Source organism: Enterococcus sp. 12F9_DIV0723 (assembly GCF_002174375.1).
Taxonomy (GTDB): domain Bacteria; phylum Bacillota; class Bacilli; order Lactobacillales; family Enterococcaceae; genus Enterococcus_A; species Enterococcus_A gilvus.
This window is the reverse complement of sequence record NZ_NIBK01000003.1, coordinates 237,597-258,928: the sequence shown is the minus strand read 5'-3', so window position 1 is coordinate 258,928 and position 21,332 is coordinate 237,597. Positions and strand designations below refer to the sequence as shown.

The window sequence follows — 21,332 nt, the reverse complement described above, 5'->3', positions numbered from 1 at the left end:
TTTTTGTAAACATCTAACTATTTTTGAGAATCCTTTTACATTCAAACGTACGCCCACAATCATCCAATAGTTCTTTTTCTATCGAATAAACAAGAGATATATAGTTCAAATTCCATTTTATTGTAGCATACTTCAAAACCAATTTCAGTACAAATGACCTAAAAAACCTTTCCTCATGGAGGAAAGGTTTTTTCTACGGTACGGTTATTGTCTCTGCTTTTGTAACGCTTTTTGTAACAGCCGGTTTTCCATTCCGTTGAATCTCTATTGTAGCGGACCCACCTTCAGTGGTGGTTACGGAGACAGTCTGTTCTGTCGTAGGCGTATTTTTATCTAATGGGAAGTTTAAAACCTCCACAGCACTCGTGTTTTTTGCATCTTTTAGCATCACAGAAATTGTATCTTGTTTGTCATCCGGCCCATTGAACCGGGCGGAAATCTTCACATCAAATGTATTTTCCTTATTTTCAGGTCCTCTAGAGACATACACTGTCACCGTATCACCTGCTTTTAGAGAAGAAGTTCCCGCTCCCGGGTCTGTTCTTATGACTTTTCCTGCTTCTACCTCATCAGAAAATTCTTGCTGTTCAGAATACTTTAGACCTGAATTTGTAATCGTTGCTTCTGCCGTTGCTTTATCTTGGCCGGTTAAATCATCTAGCTTAACGTAGGCAGAGCCCGAACTGACTTTTAAAGTAATGATATCTTTTGACGTCAAACCAGCCCCGCTTACAGGGTCTTGGCTGATCACTTCATCAATCGAGGCCGTTTCACTTGAAACATTTACACGCTTGATTTGATTTTTTGTCAGCCCTAGCTCCAGCAAACTTTGTTCCGCTTCCGCATAACTCATTTGCGAATAATCACCAATTTTAATTTTTTGAGGACCATCGGATACTTCAAAAGTAATCTCATCTGTCTTTGGATCACTTTTTGTTCCTTCTTTAGGGTCTTGACTCAAAATTTGACCACTCGGAGCTGTTTCGTCAAAAATTTTCTTGATACGAATATTTTTTTCGGAGAATCCAATTTTTAGCAGATCTTCCTCTGCATCGTCAATAGTATCCCCTTTATAATTTTTCAGTGAGACCTTTTTCGTTCCCGAACTTATATACAACCGGACAGATTGGCTTCTTTTGATCATAGTTCCAGCATCAGGATTTGTTCTGACTACTCGACCCTTTTTGATAGTATCACTTGGTGCTTCATCGGTTTTACTATCAACAGTCAATTTCGCCGCTTTCAAGGCTGTTCGCGCATCTGCTTCAGTCATATCCTCCACTTGCGGGACAGATACTTCTGCCGAACTAATCATCATATAGCCTACTACTCCGCCGATCGCCAGCATCAGCAGTAGAAAAAGAAAAACAAAGCGTTTTTTGCCTTTTTTCTTCTTCGGCTTTTCTTCTGATACCGGAGGTTCTTCTTTTGGTTTTTCAATAGCAGGTGCCTCTTCTGGCTGAATCGGCGTCAATACTTTCGTTTCATCAAGCATCACCGTTGGCTGCCAAGGCAATTCATTTACGCGTGCCGGTATCAACGCTGTTGAAAGATCCGCCGCCATCTCATCAGCAGTCTTATAGCGATCTGCTGGATCTTTTGCTGTAGCATGCATCACGATATTCTCTAAGGCTTGTGGCACTTCAGGATCAAAGCCTTTTACTGAAGGCATGTCATCTTGAAAATGTTTCAAGGCAATCGTTACCGCAGATTCTCCATCAAACGGCACACTCCCAGTGATCATTTCATACAATATGATCCCTAAGGCATAAATGTCTGATTGCTTTGTTGCCATACTGCCTCGGGCTTGTTCTGGAGAAAGATAATGCACAGAGCCTAGCATGGAGTTGGTTTGGGTCAGAGAGGTTTCTGACAAGGCGATCGCGATTCCAAAATCAGTGATTTTAACAACGCCTGCCTGATCCATCAAAATATTTTGCGGCTTCAAATCACGATGAATAATGCCGTGAGCATGAGCCAAACTAACCGCAGATAGTATTTGTTCCATAATATCTACAATTTTGCCGTAAGGAATTGGCGATCGCGACTGGATATAGCGTTTCAGATCCATTCCTTTTACATATTCCATGACTAAATACTGCATGCCGCTTTCTTCATCTACATCGTATACACCAACGATATTAGGATGAACCATTTCGGTCGCCGCTAGCGCTTCACGCTGGAAACGACGAATTGCAGTTTGATCATTTTGAAAGTCAAAGCGTAATATTTTGATGGCAACATCACGATCCAAAATTAAATCGTGGGCCAAAAAGACGTTTGCCATACCGCCGCTACCGATGCTGGCGATGATTTTATAGCGTCCATTGACCAACTTGCCTATTTCAATCATGGACGAGCCTCCCCTTCAAAATGGATCAGCAAGACAGTAATATTGTCTGCACCACCAGCATCATTGGCAGCATTGATCAGCTGCTTCGTTTTTGCTTCCAATGTTTGATCGCTTTCTACAATTGAAAGAATATTTTCTTCGCTCACCATATTGGTCAATCCATCTGAACATAGCAGCAAATAGTCATTCTGATGGCACGCATGCTCTGAAACATCCGTTTTGATTGTTCCAGCTATCCCTACTGAACGAGTCAGTACATTTTTTTGCGGATGGATCGCTGCCATCTCTTTCGTGATCTCCCCAGACTTCAACAGCTCATTCACTAATGAATGATCATCTGTCAATTGCTGCAATTGACTATTTTGAATCAGGTACGCACGACTATCGCCAACATGTGCCAGAACGAATTTCTCGTCTAATAAAGCTGCGCTGACAATCGTTGTTCCCATTCCTTGCATCTCTGGATGCGCGATTCCTTCTTGATAGATTGCTTCATTTACTTTTTGAATTTCTTCTGTAAACCAGTGCCCAGCTTCCTCAGGCTGTGCAATCGTCGAGGTTGACCAAGCAGCGCCTAAACCGTCAACAGCCATTTTGCTAGCAACATCGCCAGCTAGATGCCCGCCCATGCCATCAGCTAATATCGCTAAATACATACCTGCTTGATTGGTAAAAACATTTGCATAGTCTTGATTCATGTTGCGCCGCTTGCCGATGTCTGATTGAAATTGGATCTCCATCTTTTTGTCCACCTCATTTATCTATTTTTTTCGCATTGCACAAATAAAGAACCCGTCTGTCATAAACATTTCTGGATATAAAACCAACATTTGATCATGGATCGCTGGTTCTAATTTCGTCTCTAAATTTAAGTCGATTTTTTCGAAATTTGAATTTTCATTCAAAAACTCATTCACCACTTGCTGATTTTCTTCTTTAGCCGTTGTACATGTACTGTATACCAAAATCCCCCCTGATTTCAATGTGGGGGCGCAATTCTTTAAGATTTCTAGTTGAATATTAGGTAATTGAACAAAATCCTGCGGCTGTTTCTGGTATTTGATGTCCGGTTTTCTGCGCATCAAGCCCAAGCCTGAACACGGTGCATCCACTAAAATACGATCGAAGCTTTCTGATGGGAAATTCTCCGCGGCTTCTCGTGCATCCATCTTTTTCGTTACGACAGTATCTGAGACCCTCAAACGTTCTGCATTTTCGCGTACTAGCTTTAACTTATGGTCATGAATATCTAGAGCAGTCACCGAGCCTTCATCATTTAGCAAAGCCGCAATGTGAGTCGTCTTTCCTCCAGGAGCTGCACAAGCATCCAGCACCCTTTGACCCGGTTCAATTTGCATAGCTTGAGCAACGAGCATCGAGCTTTCATCCTGAATGGTCAGCCACCCATTTTGAAACAACTCGCTGCCTGCTAGAAACCCTCGGTCCGCAACGATACCATAGGGTGACAGCTCACTGATGCGTGCTTCTATTCCATCTTCTTCTAACGCCTCAATTGCTTCTGCTCGTGTTAAGAAGCGCAAATCAATTCGTGCACTAACACGACTCGGCTCTAGCAAAGAGAGACCTAGTTTGCGCGTTTCTTCTTCACCAATCTCTGCGACAAATTTTTCTGTTAAAAATTTTGGTAAGCTGATTTCCGTTGCTAAGCGTTCAATAGGGTCCAAAATCAAGTCTAGCGAAGGCGCTCCTTCACGTTGGAACGAACGCAGCACCCCGTTGACAAACTTTCCTGTCCCAGGATTTCCTTTAGCCTTAGCGATTTCTACTGCTTCATTGATGATCGCATGGTCTGGGACCCGATCCAAATAGAGCATTTGATAAATGGAGAGCTGCAATAGGCTCTTGACCCACGGATCGACTTTCTTCGCTTTTTTGATAAATGGCTCAATATCGTAGGCTAACAGCAGCTGACGACTAATCGTTCCATAAACAAGCTCTGTTAGCAATGCAGTATCCTTGCCATCCACTTGATTCTTTTGGATCAACTCGTTTAGCAGCAAATTTGAATAAGCACCGCCTCGATTGATACGTTCAATGGCTTCTAAAGCTGTAAAACGAACAGACCGCAATAATTTTTTTGGAATTTTTCCCATTAGCCCACCTGTTGTCCTTCTTCGATTGTTTGTCCGCTACCATTTAGAAAGGCTTGGATCGTTTGTTTAGCCTTGCCTGCAGGCTGCAATTCTTCAATTGCTAGAACAGTGCCCTTCCCACATGCGATGTGTAAGGCTTTTTTTGTGCGCGCTGTGATTGTTCCAGGTTTCGCTGACGTCGTTTCTTCTACGGGCGTTGTGTGGAAGATTTTCCATCGCGCACCTTCGTAGGTGGTAAATGCCACAGGCCACGGATGCATTCCCCGAACTTGATTGTCTACTTCTTCAGCCGTTTTTTCCCAGTCAATCGCTTCTTGCTCACGACTGATATTTGGTGAAAAGGTCGCTTCTTCTTCGTTTTGCGGTAATGGCTTTAATTCACCTGAAATGATTTTAGGCAAGGTTTCCAGCAGCAAGTCTTTACCCACTCGGCTTAGTTTTTCAAACATGGTACCGACATCGTCTTGCTTAGTAATCGCAATCTTTTGTTGGCTGAAAATACCGCCAGCATCCATTTTCTTGATCATCTCCATGATCGTTACGCCTGTCTCAGCTTCACCCTCCATGATAGCGTAATGAACGGGGGCGCCGCCACGATATTTTGGCAATAAAGAGGCATGAACATTAATTGCTCCCAATTTAGGGACTTGCAGTAATTTCTCTGGTAAAAACTGGCCGAAAGCAGCCGTAATCAATAAGTCAGGGGCTAGTTCTTTGATTTTCTCCATTTCAGGTGACCCGCTGATTTTTTCTGGCTGCAATACCAACAAGTCATGCTTCAGCGCTGCTTCTTTCACCGGTGTTGGTGTGATTATTTTTTTTCTTCCCACTGGTCGATCTGGTTGTGTCACCACTGCAGCGACATCATACCCTGCTTCAATCAAGCTCTCTAAAATCGGCACTGAAAAGGCCGGTGTTCCCATAAATACAATTTTAGTCATCCACGTGTTCCTCCATATACCGTTCTAAGTCTTCTGGTTCAATTTTTTCGATCACTTGGTCAATAAATAGTTTTCCGTCTAAATGATCAATTTCATGCTGAAAGGCTCGGGCTAAATACCCATAAGCCGTTACTTCCATCTCCGAACCTTCACGATCATAATAACGCACAGTCACTTCATCTGCGCGCGCAACTGTTCCATAGGTTTCAGGGATTGAAAGACACCCTTCCACGTCAATACTAGTTCCCTTACGTTCAATAATCTCAGGATTGATAAAATCAAAACGATCGCCTTCATCAACTTCTACGACTGCGATACGGAGATTTTTGCCGATTTGGGGTGCCGCAAGTCCGATTCCATCATGGGCAACCATTGTTTCGTACATATCGTCTAATAAAGTGACGATCTCATCGGTGATATATTCGATCGGTGCTGCTTTTTTTAACAGTCGATCATCCGGGTGAATAATAATTGGGTAACGCATAGACGCCCTCCTTATTCCTATTAATGTATTTATTTTTCTTTCAGAAAAATAAATTTGATGTTCATGCCGTATATCATTCCACTAGTTTTTTCAACTTGATTTTCTTAATTTGCTGCTTCGATTATTCTAATTAGTTACTGCTAAAAAGTGGAACTGACATCCTTATTCCTATTAATGTATTTATTTTTCTTTCAGAAAAATAAATTTGATGTTCATGCCGTATATCATTCCACTAGTTTTTTCATCTTGATTTTCTTAATTTGCTGCTTCGATTATTTCTCATTAGTTACTGCTAAAAAGTGGAACTGACATCCTTATTCCTATTAATGTATTTATTTTTTTTTCAGAAAAATAAATTTGATGTTCATGCCGTATATCATTCCACTAGTTTCTTCAACTTGATTTTCTTAACTTGCTGCTTCAATTATTCTCATTAGTTGCTGCTAAAAAGTGGAACTGACATCCTTATTCCTATGTATTAAATAAAATACATAGGTTCATTGTCAATTGCGATCAGCAAGCCTTGCCGCTGGTCTTTCTGGCTCACCTGTAAAATATCTTCTAACGCAGCTTGCAGCTTAGGTTCTTTTTTATATTTAATGATCAATTGGTAATAGTAACGGTTTTTTATTCTTAAAATGGCTCCCGGCGTCGGCCCTAGCAAAATACTTTGAGGACTTAATTGCTGCCGTAGTTTTTCTGCTAATTGAAAAGCTTTTTGCGCCGCGCGCATCTCTTCTTGATGAGAGATCGTCACTTTGACTGTGTAATAATACGGCGGGTAATCTGTCTGATGACGAATCTGCATCTCTTGTTTGAAGAAGCTTTCATAGTCATGATGTTGCGCTAATTGGATCGTATAATGTTCTGGATTAAAGGTTTGGATGATGACTTCCCCGGCTTTTTCTCCACGTCCTGCGCGCCCGCTGACCTGGGTCAGCAACTGGAACGTCCGCTCACTAGATCGGAAGTCTGGCAGATTCAATGCTGTATCAGCATTCAGTACACCGACGAGTGTGACATTCGGAAAGTCCAATCCTTTCGCAATCATCTGAGTTCCCAGCAAAATGTCTGCTTCCTTGTCTCCAAAAGCAGTCAAGATTTTTTCATGTGCGCCCTTACGGCGAGTCGTATCTACATCCATCCGAAGCACTCGTGCTTCTGGGATCAGCTGCTCTAATTCCTCTTGCACTTTTTCAGTTCCCGTTCCAAAATAGCGAATCTTATCTTTTCCGCAGTTTGGACAACGATGAGGGATGCCTTCTTCATGTCCACAATAATGGCATCGCATCGTTTTCGTATCCATGTGGAGTGTTAGGGATATATCGCAGTTCGGACAAGGCAAAACAAATCCGCAGTCACGGCACATCACAAATGAAGAGTACCCACGACGATTTAGCAGAAGGACACTCTGTTCACCTTTTGCTAAACGGTCACGCAACTTATCTTCTAACGCTTCCGAAAAAGAGGAATTCAGCCGACGCTGCATCTCTTCTCGCATATCAACGATCTCAACCTCAGGTAATTTTGCCTGTGCATTGGCACGTTCTGTCAATTTCAATAATCGGTAAACACCTTTTTGCCCTCGCGCTCGCGATTCTAAAGAAGGCGTTGCACTTCCTAAAACTACTGGACATTGTTGGTATTTCCCACGCCAGATTGCTAAGTCTCTAGCATGATAACGCGGTGTTTCTTCTTGTTTATAGCTTGTCTCGTGCTCTTCATCAATAATGATGACGCCTAGATTTTCTAAAGGAGCAAAAATTGCTGAACGGGCACCTACGACTACATGGGCCTCTCCGCGTTCCAATTTTCGCCATTCGTCATACTTCTCTCCTTGTGACAATCCGCTATGCAATACAGCTACTTCGCTGCCAAATCGAGCTTTGAAACGTGTCGCCATCTGCGGTGTTAACGAAATCTCAGGTACTAGCATCATGGCTGTTTGTCCTTGCGCCAGTACATCTTGGATCACTTGTAAATAGACTTCCGTTTTCCCACTGCCAGTGACGCCTTCCAATAAGAAGACTTGATGCTCCTGATCGGCACTTTTTTTGCTGATTTCTTCATACGCTATTCGTTGCTGTGGATTCAAATCCAAGGCAGACGTCTGTTGAATGTTTCTATTCGCATAAGGGTCCCGATATTTTTCTACCGCGACAAATTCCAACCAGCCTTTTTTCTCTGCTTGATTCAAGTTGGCTAAAGAAAAATCTTCTGCCTTCATTTGCTTAACGGCGATCAATTCTTCTTCAGGCAGTGCCGCTAAATAATCCAGCAGCTGTTCTTGCTTATGCGAATTTTTCCGCAGTGTTGTTTTTAATGACTCCTTCTTTTCTGGCTGGAATAACCGTTTGATATATCGTTCGGTCTTCACTTTGTTTTTTGTATGTACTTCGTAGCGCAGCTCCACGATCCCTTGTTCTCGAAGAACGGCCAGTTCTTTCAGCCAGCCTTTTTCTTCTGCGTCTTCCCAGGTCAGCGACTCGGCATCGCCAAAATATTTCTCTCGAACATCGGCGTCCTCAACAGAAAGATATAGGCGCTTTTGATAATCCGCCTTCATGACGCTAGGCAGCATTGTTTGCAAGCAGGTAACTTTGAATGCAAAGGTCGTTTCCTTCATATAATCTGCCAATGCCAATAGTTCTTTGTTTAATACGGGTGCTAAATCCAATACGCGAATAATTGGTTTTAAGTTGTCCGGCAAAGGCTCTGGGGCTGTTTCAAAACCAACGACAAACCCTTGGACATGGCGTGAGCCAAAACCAACTTCTACACGCATACCGATTTCTACCGCTAATTGAGGCGGGATCAAGTAACTGAAGGGTTGATCCGTCTGCATCGCCGGCACATCTACGATCACTTGTGCTAATTTCATTTCTTCCGCCTCCATTCTTAAACAGTGTACTAAATTTTCTCTATGTACGTCTAAATTTATGACAGTATGTAACACAAAAAGAAGGGATTGCGCCAAAAGTATTGGTACAATCCCAGTTACGCTTCATTCGTGAGAGAACAGTTACGCTTAGTTTTGTTCGTTGCGAATCCGTGCTTCTAGATCACGTTGGTCACGTTCACGTTGCAAGTGGCGTTCTTCTTCTTCCATTTTCAACCGTTCGCGTTTGATTTCTGGATGCGGATCGTTAATCACAGCACCGGCATCGATTTCTTCTAGGGCTTGCCCTACACTTTTTACAGATTCAAAAGTTTCTAATGTTGGTTGTGCACCGGCATCTAATTCATGGGCACGTTTGCTGGCTAAAATAACTAATGAATATTTTGAATTTACATGGTCTAACAATGTATCAATTGAAGGTTTTAACATCATAAGCTTATATCTCCTTTAACATTTTTATATAGTTGCCAATGACTCGGTCTACTCGGTAATGCTCACTGACGATGATATCTTTGATACGATCAACAGCTTTGAATACTTCATCGTTAACGACAGCATAATCATAAAGGGCCATCATTTCGATTTCTTGGCGTGCAACACGCATGCGTTCTTCGATCACTTCAGGGCTGTCCGTACCGCGTCCAACGATCCGCGCTTTTAATTCTGCAAGATCCGGCGGCGTGAGAAAGATGAAGACGCCGTCTGGGACTTTTTCTTTTACTTGCTGCGCCCCTTGGACCTCAATCTCTAAAAAGACGTCCTTGCCTTCGTCCAACGTTTGGTTCACATAAGTGAGCGGTGTGCCATAATAATTTCCAACATACTCTGCATATTCCAGCATTTCGCCAGCTTCAATCATGGCCTCAAATTCTTCTTTGGTGCGGAAATAATAATCGACACCGTCTACTTCCCCTTCCCGCATCGGACGGGTGGTCATTGAGACAGAGTATTGAAACTCGTTATCGTCTCTTTCAAAAATGGCTTTTCTGACCGTTCCTTTTCCAACTCCGGAAGGTCCCGACAATACAATCAACAGTCCTCGTTCAGACATACTAACGCCCTTTCATGCTCTTTTTAGCTAACGCCTATTGTGCACTTTTTTTGTGAATATTTCAAGAGGCATCGTTGACCCGCACGCTATTTCTTAGAAAAAACGGCTATTTATTCAACATTCTGAATCTGTTCGCGAATTTTTTCTAACACCGTTTTTAATTGGACAACGATATCTTTGATCTGGATCGGGCTGGATTTTGACCCGATTGTATTGACTTCACGATTCATTTCCTGCAAAAGAAAATCCAATTCCCGTCCTACCGGTTCTTTTACCTGCAGCAGTTTTGCTAATTTCTCTAAATGGATACTCAGCCGATCCAACTCTTCATGGATATCGCCACGTTCCAATAAAATTGCTAATTCTGTCAGCAATCGATCCTGGTCAACCGTATTGCCTAAGTATTCCTCCAGCTTTGCTTGATAACGCTGCTGAAAATCGGCTTCGTATTCGGTCACAAACCCGTTCAGCTTTGTCACCAATGCTTGAACTTGCTTATTGTAGTCTGCTAGCACCTTTTGAATCCCTGATCCTTCATGCTCCCGGCTAGCCGCCAGCTGCGTAAAGGCTTCACTAGCAACCGTTTGGACCAATTCTTCTAACGTGTCTTCTTCCGTCGGCTGATCTACCAAGGTCACAAAATCGGATTGCTCCATCGCCTTCACCAGCACCTGCTCTACTGGAAAATCGACTACACCAAAATGTTCTTTTCCACCTGTTTGAAGCTCAGTAACTAATTGGTTTAGCAGTTCCCAGTTTACTGAAACTTTCTTATTGCCGCTTTTTAGGGGAGCAAGGTTAATGAACACATCCACTCGACCACGTTGAATTTTCTCTTTTGCGGCTTTGCGGATCAACGCTTCAAAGGGATTCAATTCTTTGGGCATCCGAATCTGCAAATCTAAGAAGCGATTGTTGACACTTTTTAACTCAATCGTTAACTCATAGGCTTCGTTCGTTTTAGCCGCTTGTCCGTATCCAGTCATACTTTTCATGCGCTTTTTTCCTTTCCTTCGCTACATATTTGCGAGCGTCTCTTTCAAAATAGCAAATTCTTCATTGCTTAATGTAACACCTTTTCCCATTTTCTCATGGTCAGGCGCCCAATCACGCAAATCAAATTTTGGCGGGCGTTCATTCCAGCTCACTAAGTTCAGCTCTTTGCGCCAGCCCTTCGGATTTTCCGACAGCACAGCGATTTCTTCCACGATCTCATAATTAAATTCTGCCATTGTAATTCCTCCAAATTTATATGTATTCCGTATTTTCCTTATTGTTATAGGTAAAAAACGATTAAATAGAACCCTCACGTATATAGCTTAAAAAAAGTGCCAGCAGCGTCGGAATCGGCCAACGGTGATAAAAAGATTTAAAGGCGCCTTTTCTCTGATACAGTTGCAGCACGTGGTAATAATCTGAAAACACATTATGATTCTCAATAAAATCTTCAATCTGCTCTTGGACAGAGAACGGGATCGTCCCTTTGACCGGCATCTCAAATTGCTGCAAGAGGATCTCGATAAATTCTTCCGGGGTATAGACTCTCACTGGTGGTACCTTTACCCAATAGGCAAAGAATTCCAAGAAGGCTAAGCTTAGCATCTCTACCGGGATACTTTGTCGAAAATATTTTTGCAGTTCTGGATAAAGAGACGCTGCGTCAATTGGAAATGCTTTTTTAACACTGCGTAAAAAGTTTTTTGTTAACGTTTCAAAATCAGCATGATCCTCAAAAAAGTAACGATAGCCTTGCAACTCTCCAAATGCTCGTTTAGCCTCTAAATAGCCCAGATCAATATTTTCTGATGAACGATCACTATGAAACAATAATAAATCTCCCAAACTCCACGGACTGGCCAAGTATAGCTCAGCAATTCCGTCTGACAACCGATATTTCCTATCTAGTCCAGGACCATGAACATCTACTATGATCACCTCAGTAATCGGCTCTCTCAAAGCGATATCCACGGGTAAATTGTTGCGATAGCCCCCGTCTACATAGAACTCACCCTTTAATTTTGCCATTGCCATCATGGGGAAAAAGGCGGAAGAAGCTAGCAGCCAGTCAATAATTTCTTCTTTGGGGCAATCATTCAACGAAACAACGACTTCCTGAAAAGCCGGAACTTTTGTTGTCACGATAGAAAATGGGCAACCCATCTGAATCTTTTTCGGATCCAAACGTTCCTCTAGCAACCTTCTAAGCGGCTCGGAAGAGAGTCCTTTTTGTTTTAAAGAGGTTCGAATAAAGGTTCGCAATTGATCGACCTGCGCGGAAAAATCCAGTATCTCCACTTCTTTAAAGGTAATATCTAAAACCTTGTCCGTTTCAATTTCTTTCCATAGAGAGAAGGCCTGGTCATAGTCTCCTTGGGCAATCAATGCACCATTCAGCCCTCCGACTGACGTACCCGTAATCACTTCAAATTGAATGTTTTTCTCCAATAGCGCTTTCCAAACACCGATTTGATAGGCACCACGCGCACCGCCGCCACCTAAGACAAGTCCTGTATGATAGACCAATTCTTTCTGCCAGATACCTTCATTGGAATAATACCCTTGCGTCACTAACCATTGCTGAATAACCAAGTTTGCCTCAAGCTTCAATTGTATGGATCGTTTGAACATTTGACGGGCTGTCGTTTCTAATAATTGAAAAGCGGTCTGCCAGTCCATTTCAGTTGAAATCAACAAGTTAGTGATTCGCCAAGTCTCTCCGGCATCGACTTTCTCTACTAACAGCCATTGAGAATCACGCTGAACCCAATACCCTTCCCCGCGTCTGACAGCAGCAAAAAATTCTGAACGCGCTTGTCCGTGAGAGGGATAGAAAGGAAAAAGCAAATGTGATTGCTGGAACACTTTCCAACTCGCTAATAGATCCGAAACGTACATCCTTTTGAGCGTCATCTAGGCCTCCTTGATTACTGTTGTGACTGATACATTCAGTGTCTGTGTCCAGTATAGCAGAAATTTTCCCGCAACAAAAAGCGCAACAGAACCTGATTGTTCTGCCACGCTTTATTTTTAATATGTTCGTTGTTCCATTTCAAAGGCTTTGAGCATCGTATCTGTCGCATTTTTTGTCGGTGTGATCGCCGTCAGCTCTCCTTGAACAATAATCCGTGTAACGCCCTCGATCTCGCCACAAGTAATCAAGGTGACTTGTTGTTTGTCTGGATGCACATCTAAATATTTTACTTCTGTCGGCTGCACGCGGACTTTCAACGTCGTTTTGTAGGTATAAATATTGTGTAGATCGGTTAGATAGATCAAATCGCCTTCTTTGATGCTATCAAGTGGTGTAAACAATAGGCCAGGCCGGTCCGCACGGTGGCTGGCTAATGCATAATTTCCTTCGCCCATTTTTTGGTCAGGAGACAAGGTTCCTGCACCATAAAAGAGGACTTCATTGGATAAGCCTTTAAAAATAGGCAGATTGATCTCTACAGAAGGGATCGCAATCCCGCCGATCACAGGCAAGCGCTTGTTACTCAACTGTGCTTGCAAGACGGCTTCTGTGCTGACTGGCTGTACAGCATCAAAATCAAACGTCTCTTCTTTTTGCATATTTTTATCGATTTCAGCTTGATCGAGTTGGGACACGGCATAACGTTCGCCATTATGCTGCATCAAAAAATACTTGATCTGATTATTGAAAATCAAAGCCAAACCTACTAAAAGTAATAAGAAAAGAAAAATATTAAGGATCCAATTTCTTTTTTTCTTCATCACAAGCCTCCTGCATTCTCCCGCTAATCATATCATACTCTTTTAGAACCGGTGATACTACTTTCACTTACTACAAAAAAAATTAAAAAAAGAAATAATTGCATTAGGGATTCGTTATTTATTAAAATCATTTTAAATGTTAAAAAGGTGCGATAGTGTTGCAGTTTTTAAGGGGTTTGTAATCTAATTTTAAAATAAAAGATACGAGCTTTTTTTTTATTATTGGGTTAAAATGATTGTGACAACTATTAGAAAGGGTGAAAATTTGTGCCAGATACGTTATTTGCTTACATCGATTCCACAAGTAATGCTGTTCTCTCAAAAGGTTTTTCACCCGCTGATTTTGTTGAAGGAATCGTTCATCAGCCAAAACATTTGTTATTGCTGGATCCCGTTGCAGAAGCTGGAGAATACGAACCTCATACAGGTTTAAAGGTCGTCACTAGCCCTGAACAAGTACAGCAATTTTTCGCTAATAAAGTCTTTACTAACTCAAAGGGAACCAAATGGATCGATTTTAATGATCTTGCGATGTTAAAAGAACTCACTCCATTAGAAATTTCTGAATTGCTTTATTTTGGTCATATGCGGACGCATCTGCATTCTCCCTTTTTTTATAAATTACAAAACAATTTTGTCTATTTCAACTTAGGCAATGAAACCATGCGTATCTACTATCGCTATTTAGATGAATTTTACCGCATCCTAGCTAGCAAGTTAACTCGGATCGTTTTGGAAAAAGTCAATGATCGCCGGTCGTTTTTCCGTAAAGGGTCTTCTGTCGCCCCATTGGATGGGGAACTATTGAAGGAATTGTACCCTATTTTGCAAGAAGGAGCCATTTTCTGCTTTAATTTATCTGAATTAAAAAATAAAACCTACCGAATCCCTATATTTTTATCTGATGAAAAGGGATGGCGGCGCAGTCCTAAGAATTATAAAAAAGATCAACAAATTGCAGAGATCAGTTATGACACATCGAAACAACAGTGGTCCTTGGATGTCGAAAATGATGATCCTGTCTTCTCATTTAGATAAAAGAAGCATTTGTCCGGCAGACAAATGCTTTTTTTTTATTATTCACTTTGTTTGCGAACCAAGATCCCATCTTTCGGTAAATACAACTGCGGAACTTTTTCCGCTACTAAAACTGCTACAATCGCCGTCACGATAGCTGTAACTAAGCCGCTGACCCCGTTCATGATAAACGAGAATATCCAAGGATTCATTCCCCATAACGCATAACTCCCCCAGAAAACCACACCGGCGATAAAATGCCAAAAGAATCTCGCTCCCGTTCCAGCGAAAGCACCTAAAATAATATTTTTACGTGCCCCTTTTGTATCTTCAGCCAGCAATGCTTGCTGTACCTTCTTGGCATAAAGTCCCGCAAATCCAGCAAACGTAAACGCGATCGGGTATTCGATCAACACTTGAATAACACTTAAGAAATACACATCACCTGCTGGAAAATGCAGGATTCCCCAAATAAATGCAGACAGCAGCGCAGGCTTCACTCCACGACGCAAGGCAAACAGAGTCATTGGGATCATTCCCAACGACAGGGTGAAACTACTGCCGATCGTTGTTGGGATCAGAGACAGCATGAATGCCAAAGCCGCCACAATCGTTCCTTCAATCATTATTCTTGTTTTGTTATGCATAAAAAAACTCCTCCTTTTGAACATACAGTCCACAAAGGAGAAGTAATAATCTTACTTCATCACAATTCCTACGCTCGAATAACCGAAACAGGTACCAGGGTTTAGAGTAATCTCAATCTCAGCCCGAAGGCTCCCCTTTGTGAAAGTATTATTCTTTTTTTTGTTCCCTCAAAGTATATCAGATGTCTGCATGCCCGTAAAGGTATACAATACTTTTAACGTGAAATGCTCTCTTGATCGCCGCTTGGGGACAACGTCGTCACCTTTTTAATGCGATCGATCGTCAACATCACTAACTGATTGTCCTGTGTACGAATAACAATCGAATCATTCGTTACCACTTTAGGCAACCAACCAGAGATTGTTTGAAATTTTTCTTCGTCTTTTTCATCTTGCACTTGAATGACCACTAAACTATTTTGTAGTGCCGCCATTTTTAGTTTAAGAAAAATGTTCTCATTTGCTTGCTCTTGCGCACGTTTTTCAGCAGAATCATTCAAAAAATCCGAGATGAAACGATACGATGAATTAGAAAACAGCTTGATTAAATTCTTTTTAGGTTTCTCGTTTTTAGTCATTCAGCTTCCTCCTATCAAGAGCATGATTACGTAGTATGATTTTACTTAAATTTCTAGGAAAAAACAAGGAATCTAGTCCATTTCAAAAAAAGTTAACCATTCATTTAAACCTTTTTGAATCAATTGGTACGTTTCTTCAAAATCCCCGGTGTACCAAGGGTCTGGAATATCTTTTCCTGCATATCCAGAGACACGATCCAAGTAAAGATAGATCTTATCATTTGTCCCTTCAGGCGCCATTGCCTGAAGGTCGCTGACGTTTTCTCGATCCATCCCTATAATATAATCCGCCGTATAAAAATCCTCCGTCGTCACTTGACGTGCGCGCATTCCTTTGGTGGAAATCGAGTGCTCCGCCAATAGCTGCTGTGTTCCATGATGAGGCGGATTTCCCACTTCCCAACGGCTCGTTGCTGCTGAGTCAACTTCGAAAGTGCCGTTTCCTTCTTTTTGAAGCGCGTCTCGAAACATTGCTTCTGCCATTGGCGAACGGCAAATATTTCCCATACAAACAAATAGAATCTTTTTCATGTCATTCCTCCTGTGCTATAGTCAATTTATAGAAATGAAACGGGGGATCGTAAATGAGTAAAATTTATCTTTCCGCCAAACTTCCTAAGCTTGGCACAACATTATTAAAAAAAGCAGCACTTGATTATAAGGTCTATGAAGGCACTGGGTTGATCACTAAAAAAGAATTGATCCAACAGGTCGCCGATTGTGAGGTATTGATCTGTCCGCTATCCACACAAGTTGATCGCGACGTCATAGATGCCGCTCCAAACTTAAAATTGATCGCAAACTTCGGTGCAGGATTCAACAATATCGATACCGATTATGCAAAAGAAAAAAATATCTATGTAACAAATACGCCTGTCGTCTCTACTAACGCAACTGCTGAGCTGACTGCCGGATTGATCATTGCCTTGTCTCGCCGCATCGTTGAGGGCGACCGTTTGATGCACGACAAAGGTTTTGATGGGTGGGCGCCTCTCTTCTTCTTGGGCCATGAATTAAAAGACAAGACATTAGGGATTATCGGAATGGGCCAAATCGGACAAGCATTAGCTACTATGATGACTGCTTTTGGCATGAAAATCGTCTATAGCCAACGACACCCCTTAACGCCTGAACTAGAAAATGACTTGCAGGCAACGTTCGCTTCACAAGAGGACGTCATACGCCAAGCAGATATTCTAACGCTTCATGCACCGTTAACGAAAGAAACACACCATCTTTTAACAAGCGAGACCTTTAAACAGATGAAGAACAGCGCCTTCTTGATCAACGCCGCTCGCGGACCGCTCATTGATGAAGCTGCCTTGCTACAAGCATTAAACGACAAGCAAATCGCTGGAGCTGCTTTGGATGTCTATGAATTTGAGCCGAAGGTTACTGAAGGGCTGAAGGAATTATCGAATGTCGTCTTAACGCCTCATATTGGCAATGCCAGTGTAGAAGCACGAGACCAAATGGCTGAAATTGTCGCAAAAAATGCGATCGCTCTTTCGAAAAAAGAACCAATTACTCATATCGTCAACGGACTGGACTGAGCCTAACGCTCATTCCAGTCTTTTTCATAGAGTCGATACGCAAAGAACTCGATGTCCTTAGCAAAACGAAACAATTGTGCCGCGACTGTAATCGGCGGCTGCTCCGCTCCAGCCAGCAGCCAGTCGATCAAAATCCCGCCACACCCGTGAGCCAAAAAACGAGCATAAAATTCTTTATCAGCAGGTGAAAGCTCTCCTTCCTGATCGACTTCATCGAACAAACGGACAAACAACTGCTTGGCCAGCTCATTAAACTCTTTCGTCAGTATCTCCGGTCTTACCCTTACAGTATTCAAATAGAATTGATGACAGAGCTGCATCTCCTTTAACATTTTGAGAACAGACTCCTCCCAATTTGTAAGAGACAGCTCAACAGAAATCAAATACTGCAGGCCTCGCTGATAATAAGCATAGTGGAGCAGGTCATTCTTATCCTTAAAGTGATAATAAAACGTTTGGCGGTTCAGGCTGGCCTGCTGACTGATGTCTTGAACGGTAATTTTGTCGTAACTTTTTTCTCGGCACGCGGCGACTAACGCTTGAACAAATGTTTCTTTGGTCGCTTTTCCTTCCGCCATCTTTTCACCTTCTATTCTTGATACGGATAATTGAAGTGCTCATAGGCCAGCGGTGTCGCCATCCGCCCCCGCGGTGTCCGCTTAATAAAGCCTTTTTGAATCAGGTACGGTTCGTACATATCTTCCACTGTTTCTCGTTCTTCGCCAATATTCACCGCTAATGTGCTCAATCCGATGGGGCCTCCGTGGTAAAGCTCGATCATTGTCTTTAACAGCTTCTGGTCGATATAATCGAGACCGGCTTCATCGACTTGTAGCAGCCCCAGCGCTTGGTCAGCGATCGTTTGATTGATCACCCCATCTGATTGCACCTGCGCAAAATCACGAATACGCTTCAAGAGGCGATTGGCGATTCGGGGGGTGCCTCGTGAACGTCGGGCGATCTCTACCGCACCTTCTCCTACGATCTCTGTCTGAAAAATGTCGGCTGAACGCAAAACAATTTCCCGCAAGTCGTCTTCTTCATAATATTCCATATGAGAGATGATCCCGAATCGGTCACGCAATGGTGCTGACAGCATCCCGGCACGAGTGGTAGCGCCCACCAAAGTAAAGGGGGGCAACGGGAAATGCACGGGATGAGCAGTTGGTCCCTGGCCTACCATGATGTCTACATAATAATCCTCCATCGCTGAATACAGTGTTTCCTCCGCTACTCGCGGCAATCGATGGATCTCATCGATGAATAACACATCTCCAGGCTCTAATTCATTCAATATCGCTACTAGATCCCCTGGACGTTCGATCGCCGGACCACTTGTCGAGCGAATCTGGACATCCATTTCATTGGCGATCACCATCGCCATTGTCGTCTTCCCTAGACCTGGCGGGCCATATAATAACACATGGTCGAGTGCCTCTTGGCGATTTTTTGCCGCTTCGATGTAGATTGATAATTCTTGCTTGACCTTGTCCTGACCGATATATTGTGCAAGATAACGGGGACGCAGTGATTTTTCTAAACTTTTATCACTTTCATCCGCATCGGGTGAAAGCAAACGTTCCTCATCCATCCCTCTTCCTCCTACTTCCTAGTTCATAAATGCATTTTCCACTAACGAAAAACACCTTTGATCCTCTATTTTTTCATCATTAGTTTCAGTGCTGCCCGTAAATAATCGTCGGTATTTTGCAGCGTTTCTTTTTCCAAGATCTTTTCGACTTTTTTGATTTCTTTTGGACTATAGCCTAGCGCTTGTAAAGCTTCCATAGCTTCCGCCAAGGCAGTATCGTCGTTTCCTTCATAGAACAAGGACATTGGATCATCGACCAATTCGGCTAGCTTGCCTTTCAAGTCCAAAACCATTTGCTGTGCTGTTTTTTTGCCAACTCCTGGGAATTTGGTCAAATAAGTCACATCTCCCGCTTCGATCGCCTGGATCAGTCCTTGATGGTCTTCATTTGCCATGATCGCCAACCCGCTTTTCGGGCCGATTCCAGAAACAGAAAGCAGGCGCAAAAACAATTCCTTTTCAGCCAGTGTCTCAAAGCCATATAATAAATGCGCGTCTTCTCGGATAATCTGCTGGACATAGATCGTCACCGACTGCTCCATTTTACTGCTGTAGCGATAGGGATTTCCCAACGCGATTTGATAACCGATACCATTCACATCCAGCACCACATAGCTGGGGCTGATGAAGGTCAAACGGCCTGTAATATATTCGTACATAGTGGTTCCTTTCTTGTATCAAAGAAAATTTTTCTACTATTATTGGATTCTTCTTTTCATGGTAACACGTAAACGTGAAGAAACATTGACAGCCTCCCGTCAATCCCTTTATCCTTTGGACTGTAATAAAAACCTTTAGTGTCCATAAAACAAGCATACTAGTGATCAGCAGGCAATTTCTGCACATATGTTCTCATTATTTTAGCACAAAATGCGTCGGTAAAAAACTCTTACCTTTGAATCTCCCCCATCCACGGTTATGAAAAAAAGACAAAGTCTCTAGGACTTCTCCTTTTCTAAATACGTTTGTTCTTCTGCCGTAGTGATTCGGCCCAATGCTTTGTTTCGATAAGGAAAACGGCCAAATGCCTTGATGGTGTCATGATGTTCTTTTGCGTAGCGGTACCGTTTCTCTAAGCCGGGCTCCTTAAAATAGGGCAGCGAAAACGTTTCTTGAATAACCAGCGACTCAGAATGCATGAATGGCATGTATAAAAAGGAGCGCTCTTCAACACTCAGATTCTCTTTTTCCTTCATGAGTGCCGCTTCTTGTGCCAACACCAATGCCACCGCGTCTCCTTCAAAAGCGCGTCCATCTTCTCTATAGATATTTCTGGCAAACTGATCCAATACGATGATTTCTGCCAATCTGCCCCGCATATTTTTTCTCCAAAAAACCAGCTCACCTTTTTTTGCCGCTGTCAGCATGTCACCAAAACGTTTTTCAATTGTCTTATCCAATTCCGAATCAGATGCAAACCAGTCACTAGGATCTAGTTCCTTGAACCAAAAAGTCAATACGCTCTCATAATCATAAGAATCCATTTGCTCCACTCCTGCTTTTTGAACGACTTATTTTTTCTCCAATAGTTTGTTCATTTTTCCATAAGCATAGCCTTTTATGTCCAAAGATACAAATGGGTACCCAAAAGATTCGAGCGTTTTTTCGACGGCTTCTGATTTCTCAAGGAAAAGCGGAAACTTCTCTTTCTCGATTTCGATTCTTGCGACTGTATTGTGGTCTCGTACGCGGACAATCTTGAATCCTTGCTCTTGAAGATAGATTTCAGATTTTTTAACACGCTCCAGTCGTTCGCTGGTCAATACATCATTGTATTCAAATCTTGATAGAATATGACAGGTCGCTGGCTTGTTCCAAGTAGGAACCTGATAGTCTCTTGATGCTTTTCTGACATCGGGCTTGTAAAACTCCGCTTCCTGCAAAGGGCTTCGAACATTGAATGCGTCTCTGGCCTTTAACCCTGGGCGGTAATCAAAAGCATCATCCATGATCATTCCATCAACAACCCAATTAAATCCTAGATTCTCTTTAATTGCCGACAATTCTTGGTAGAGTAGACGTTTACTGTAAAACCAGCTTGAAGGTTGGTTGCTTCTGATTTCCTCAATACTCAATTCATCCAAAAAAACACCTTGAGTGCGGGCACCGATTTTTTTTGAATTCTCCATCGCGTCGAGATATTCTTTTTTCATGATTAATTCTGAATCCGCTACGACAGAAAGAACGTTCTCTTCTCCTAAAACATCTAGTGCCGCCGCTAGAACTAAAGAACTATCCACACCGCCTGAAAAAGCGATCACGACCTTCTCCATCGAGGCCAAAACAGCTTTTAATTTTTCTACCTTTTCTATGTATTCCATTTGTAAAACTTCCTTTTTTTAGGATTGATCCGTTTGGAAATCAGCTATAAA

Annotated in this window: 22 protein-coding genes and 1 riboswitch; of the genes, 2 read left to right on the top strand and 20 right to left on the bottom strand. The window is 42.4% G+C overall.

Annotated features, from left to right (window positions below; genetic code table 11):
* Window positions 1–193 precede the first annotated feature (193 nt).
* The 12 genes from pknB to A5868_RS18525 all read right to left on the bottom strand — a co-directional run bounded on the left by pknB (window position 194) and on the right by A5868_RS18525 (window position 13,574).
* A complete protein-coding gene (gene pknB, locus A5868_RS18580) occupies window positions 194–2,353 on the bottom strand; it encodes a Stk1 family PASTA domain-containing Ser/Thr kinase (protein ID WP_086306419.1) in 2,160 nt (719 codons plus the stop codon).
* Entirely contained in the window at window positions 2,350–3,093 is a 744-nt protein-coding gene (locus A5868_RS18575) for a Stp1/IreP family PP2C-type Ser/Thr phosphatase (protein WP_086306418.1), read from the bottom strand. Before A5868_RS18575 ends, pknB begins: the two co-directional genes overlap by 4 nt.
* A 21-nt stretch (window positions 3,094–3,114) precedes the next feature.
* On the bottom strand, window positions 3,115–4,467 hold the full coding sequence (gene rsmB / locus A5868_RS18570; RefSeq protein ID WP_086306417.1) for a 16S rRNA (cytosine(967)-C(5))-methyltransferase RsmB: 1,353 nt from the start codon (window positions 4,465–4,467) through the stop codon (window positions 3,115–3,117).
* Window positions 4,467–5,408 (bottom strand): methionyl-tRNA formyltransferase, encoded by a 942-nt coding sequence (gene fmt, locus A5868_RS18565; protein WP_086306416.1) that lies wholly within the window; start codon window positions 5,406–5,408, stop codon window positions 4,467–4,469. Before fmt ends, rsmB begins: the two co-directional genes overlap by 1 nt.
* Window positions 5,401–5,892, bottom strand: a complete 492-nt coding sequence (def, locus tag A5868_RS18560) for a peptide deformylase (RefSeq protein WP_086306415.1) — start codon at window positions 5,890–5,892, stop codon at window positions 5,401–5,403. The genes fmt and def overlap by 8 nt, the downstream gene beginning before the upstream one ends.
* A 478-nt stretch (window positions 5,893–6,370) precedes the next feature.
* The gene (gene priA, locus A5868_RS18555) at window positions 6,371–8,773 is read right to left on the bottom strand and encodes a primosomal protein N' (protein ID WP_086306414.1); all 2,403 of its coding nucleotides are present in this window, start codon (window positions 8,771–8,773) and stop codon (window positions 6,371–6,373) included.
* 147 nt (window positions 8,774–8,920) lie between these two features.
* On the bottom strand, window positions 8,921–9,223 hold the full coding sequence (gene rpoZ / locus A5868_RS18550; protein ID WP_010779599.1) for a DNA-directed RNA polymerase subunit omega: 303 nt from the start codon (window positions 9,221–9,223) through the stop codon (window positions 8,921–8,923).
* A 4-nt stretch (window positions 9,224–9,227) separates the two neighbouring features.
* Window positions 9,228–9,842, bottom strand: a complete 615-nt coding sequence (gene gmk / locus A5868_RS18545; protein WP_010779598.1) for a guanylate kinase — start codon at window positions 9,840–9,842, stop codon at window positions 9,228–9,230.
* Window positions 9,843–9,952: 110 nt separating this feature from the next.
* Window positions 9,953–10,837, bottom strand: a complete 885-nt coding sequence (locus A5868_RS18540; RefSeq protein WP_086306413.1) for a YicC/YloC family endoribonuclease — start codon at window positions 10,835–10,837, stop codon at window positions 9,953–9,955.
* A 21-nt stretch (window positions 10,838–10,858) separates the two neighbouring features.
* Window positions 10,859–11,074, bottom strand: a complete 216-nt coding sequence (locus A5868_RS18535) for a YdbC family protein (RefSeq protein WP_010779596.1) — start codon at window positions 11,072–11,074, stop codon at window positions 10,859–10,861.
* Window positions 11,075–11,135: 61 nt separating this feature from the next.
* Window positions 11,136–12,752 (bottom strand): patatin-like phospholipase family protein, encoded by a 1,617-nt coding sequence (locus tag A5868_RS18530; RefSeq protein ID WP_086306412.1) that lies wholly within the window; start codon window positions 12,750–12,752, stop codon window positions 11,136–11,138.
* A gap of 117 nt (window positions 12,753–12,869) precedes the next feature.
* Window positions 12,870–13,574, bottom strand: a complete 705-nt coding sequence (locus A5868_RS18525) for a class A sortase (RefSeq protein WP_010779594.1) — start codon at window positions 13,572–13,574, stop codon at window positions 12,870–12,872.
* Window positions 13,575–13,841: 267 nt separating this feature from the next.
* On the opposite strand from A5868_RS18525, the gene A5868_RS18520 reads away from it, so the two are divergent.
* The gene (locus tag A5868_RS18520) at window positions 13,842–14,612 is read left to right on the top strand and encodes a hypothetical protein (protein ID WP_010779593.1); all 771 of its coding nucleotides are present in this window, start codon (window positions 13,842–13,844) and stop codon (window positions 14,610–14,612) included.
* A gap of 38 nt (window positions 14,613–14,650) precedes the next feature.
* Here the strand turns inward: A5868_RS18520 and thiT are convergent, their stop codons facing one another.
* The 3 genes from thiT to A5868_RS18505 form a co-directional block, all read right to left on the bottom strand.
* Window positions 14,651–15,238, bottom strand: coding sequence for an energy-coupled thiamine transporter ThiT (thiT, locus tag A5868_RS18515; RefSeq protein WP_010779592.1), 588 nt, complete (start codon window positions 15,236–15,238; stop codon window positions 14,651–14,653).
* Window positions 15,239–15,286: 48 nt separating this feature from the next.
* A riboswitch (TPP riboswitch) is annotated at window positions 15,287–15,385 on the bottom strand.
* A 68-nt stretch (window positions 15,386–15,453) separates the two neighbouring features.
* The gene (locus A5868_RS18510) at window positions 15,454–15,816 is read right to left on the bottom strand and encodes a hypothetical protein (protein WP_010779591.1); all 363 of its coding nucleotides are present in this window, start codon (window positions 15,814–15,816) and stop codon (window positions 15,454–15,456) included.
* Window positions 15,817–15,888: 72 nt separating this feature from the next.
* Window positions 15,889–16,347: a low molecular weight protein-tyrosine-phosphatase gene (locus A5868_RS18505; RefSeq protein ID WP_086306411.1), complete on the bottom strand. Its 459-nt coding sequence runs from the start codon at window positions 16,345–16,347 to the stop codon at window positions 15,889–15,891.
* Window positions 16,348–16,400: 53 nt separating this feature from the next.
* On the opposite strand from A5868_RS18505, the gene A5868_RS18500 reads away from it, so the two are divergent.
* On the top strand, window positions 16,401–17,369 hold the full coding sequence (locus A5868_RS18500; RefSeq protein WP_086306410.1) for a 2-hydroxyacid dehydrogenase family protein: 969 nt from the start codon (window positions 16,401–16,403) through the stop codon (window positions 17,367–17,369).
* Window positions 17,370–17,371: 2 nt separating this feature from the next.
* On the opposite strand, the gene A5868_RS18495 is transcribed toward A5868_RS18500, so the two are convergent.
* From A5868_RS18495 to larE, 5 genes are all read right to left on the bottom strand, one after another.
* Complete coding sequence (locus A5868_RS18495; protein WP_086306409.1) at window positions 17,372–17,947, bottom strand: TetR/AcrR family transcriptional regulator; 576 nt, start codon at window positions 17,945–17,947, stop codon at window positions 17,372–17,374.
* A gap of 11 nt (window positions 17,948–17,958) precedes the next feature.
* Complete coding sequence (gene ruvB, locus A5868_RS18490) at window positions 17,959–18,960, bottom strand: Holliday junction branch migration DNA helicase RuvB (protein WP_010779587.1); 1,002 nt, start codon at window positions 18,958–18,960, stop codon at window positions 17,959–17,961.
* Window positions 18,961–19,025: 65 nt separating this feature from the next.
* Window positions 19,026–19,619, bottom strand: a complete 594-nt coding sequence (gene ruvA, locus A5868_RS18485) for a Holliday junction branch migration protein RuvA (RefSeq protein ID WP_010779586.1) — start codon at window positions 19,617–19,619, stop codon at window positions 19,026–19,028.
* Between the two features lie 279 nt (window positions 19,620–19,898).
* Complete coding sequence (locus A5868_RS18480; RefSeq protein ID WP_086306408.1) at window positions 19,899–20,444, bottom strand: DUF924 family protein; 546 nt, start codon at window positions 20,442–20,444, stop codon at window positions 19,899–19,901.
* Between the two features lie 27 nt (window positions 20,445–20,471).
* Window positions 20,472–21,281, bottom strand: coding sequence for an ATP-dependent sacrificial sulfur transferase LarE (larE, locus tag A5868_RS18475; protein WP_086306407.1), 810 nt, complete (start codon window positions 21,279–21,281; stop codon window positions 20,472–20,474).
* Window positions 21,282–21,332: the final 51 nt, after the last annotated feature.

What these genes read in the sequence shown, in the direction of transcription:
- pknB (WP_086306419.1), bottom strand. Translation starts at nt 2,353, where the DNA reads ATGATTGAAATAGGCAAGTTGGTCAATGGACGCTATAAAATCATCGCC.
- A5868_RS18575 (WP_086306418.1), bottom strand. Translation starts at nt 3,093, where the DNA reads ATGGAGATCCAATTTCAATCAGACATCGGCAAGCGGCGCAACATGAAT.
- rsmB (WP_086306417.1), bottom strand. Translation starts at nt 4,467, where the DNA reads ATGGGAAAAATTCCAAAAAAATTATTGCGGTCTGTTCGTTTTACAGCT.
- fmt (WP_086306416.1), bottom strand. Translation starts at nt 5,408, where the DNA reads ATGACTAAAATTGTATTTATGGGAACACCGGCCTTTTCAGTGCCGATT.
- def (WP_086306415.1), bottom strand. Translation starts at nt 5,892, where the DNA reads ATGCGTTACCCAATTATTATTCACCCGGATGATCGACTGTTAAAAAAA.
- priA (WP_086306414.1), bottom strand. Translation starts at nt 8,773, where the DNA reads ATGAAATTAGCACAAGTGATCGTAGATGTGCCGGCGATGCAGACGGAT.
- rpoZ (WP_010779599.1), bottom strand. Translation starts at nt 9,223, where the DNA reads ATGATGTTAAAACCTTCAATTGATACATTGTTAGACCATGTAAATTCA.
- gmk (WP_010779598.1), bottom strand. Translation starts at nt 9,842, where the DNA reads ATGTCTGAACGAGGACTGTTGATTGTATTGTCGGGACCTTCCGGAGTT.
- A5868_RS18540 (WP_086306413.1), bottom strand. Translation starts at nt 10,837, where the DNA reads ATGAAAAGTATGACTGGATACGGACAAGCGGCTAAAACGAACGAAGCC.
- A5868_RS18535 (WP_010779596.1), bottom strand. Translation starts at nt 11,074, where the DNA reads ATGGCAGAATTTAATTATGAGATCGTGGAAGAAATCGCTGTGCTGTCG.
- A5868_RS18530 (WP_086306412.1), bottom strand. Translation starts at nt 12,752, where the DNA reads ATGACGCTCAAAAGGATGTACGTTTCGGATCTATTAGCGAGTTGGAAA.
- A5868_RS18525 (WP_010779594.1), bottom strand. Translation starts at nt 13,574, where the DNA reads ATGAAGAAAAAAAGAAATTGGATCCTTAATATTTTTCTTTTCTTATTA.
- thiT (WP_010779592.1), bottom strand. Translation starts at nt 15,238, where the DNA reads ATGCATAACAAAACAAGAATAATGATTGAAGGAACGATTGTGGCGGCT.
- A5868_RS18510 (WP_010779591.1), bottom strand. Translation starts at nt 15,816, where the DNA reads ATGACTAAAAACGAGAAACCTAAAAAGAATTTAATCAAGCTGTTTTCT.
- A5868_RS18505 (WP_086306411.1), bottom strand. Translation starts at nt 16,347, where the DNA reads ATGAAAAAGATTCTATTTGTTTGTATGGGAAATATTTGCCGTTCGCCA.
- A5868_RS18500 (WP_086306410.1), top strand. Translation starts at nt 16,401, where the DNA reads ATGAGTAAAATTTATCTTTCCGCCAAACTTCCTAAGCTTGGCACAACA.
- A5868_RS18495 (WP_086306409.1), bottom strand. Translation starts at nt 17,947, where the DNA reads ATGGCGGAAGGAAAAGCGACCAAAGAAACATTTGTTCAAGCGTTAGTC.
- ruvB (WP_010779587.1), bottom strand. Translation starts at nt 18,960, where the DNA reads ATGGATGAGGAACGTTTGCTTTCACCCGATGCGGATGAAAGTGATAAA.
- ruvA (WP_010779586.1), bottom strand. Translation starts at nt 19,619, where the DNA reads ATGTACGAATATATTACAGGCCGTTTGACCTTCATCAGCCCCAGCTAT.
- A5868_RS18480 (WP_086306408.1), bottom strand. Translation starts at nt 20,444, where the DNA reads ATGGATTCTTATGATTATGAGAGCGTATTGACTTTTTGGTTCAAGGAA.
- larE (WP_086306407.1), bottom strand. Translation starts at nt 21,281, where the DNA reads ATGGAATACATAGAAAAGGTAGAAAAATTAAAAGCTGTTTTGGCCTCG.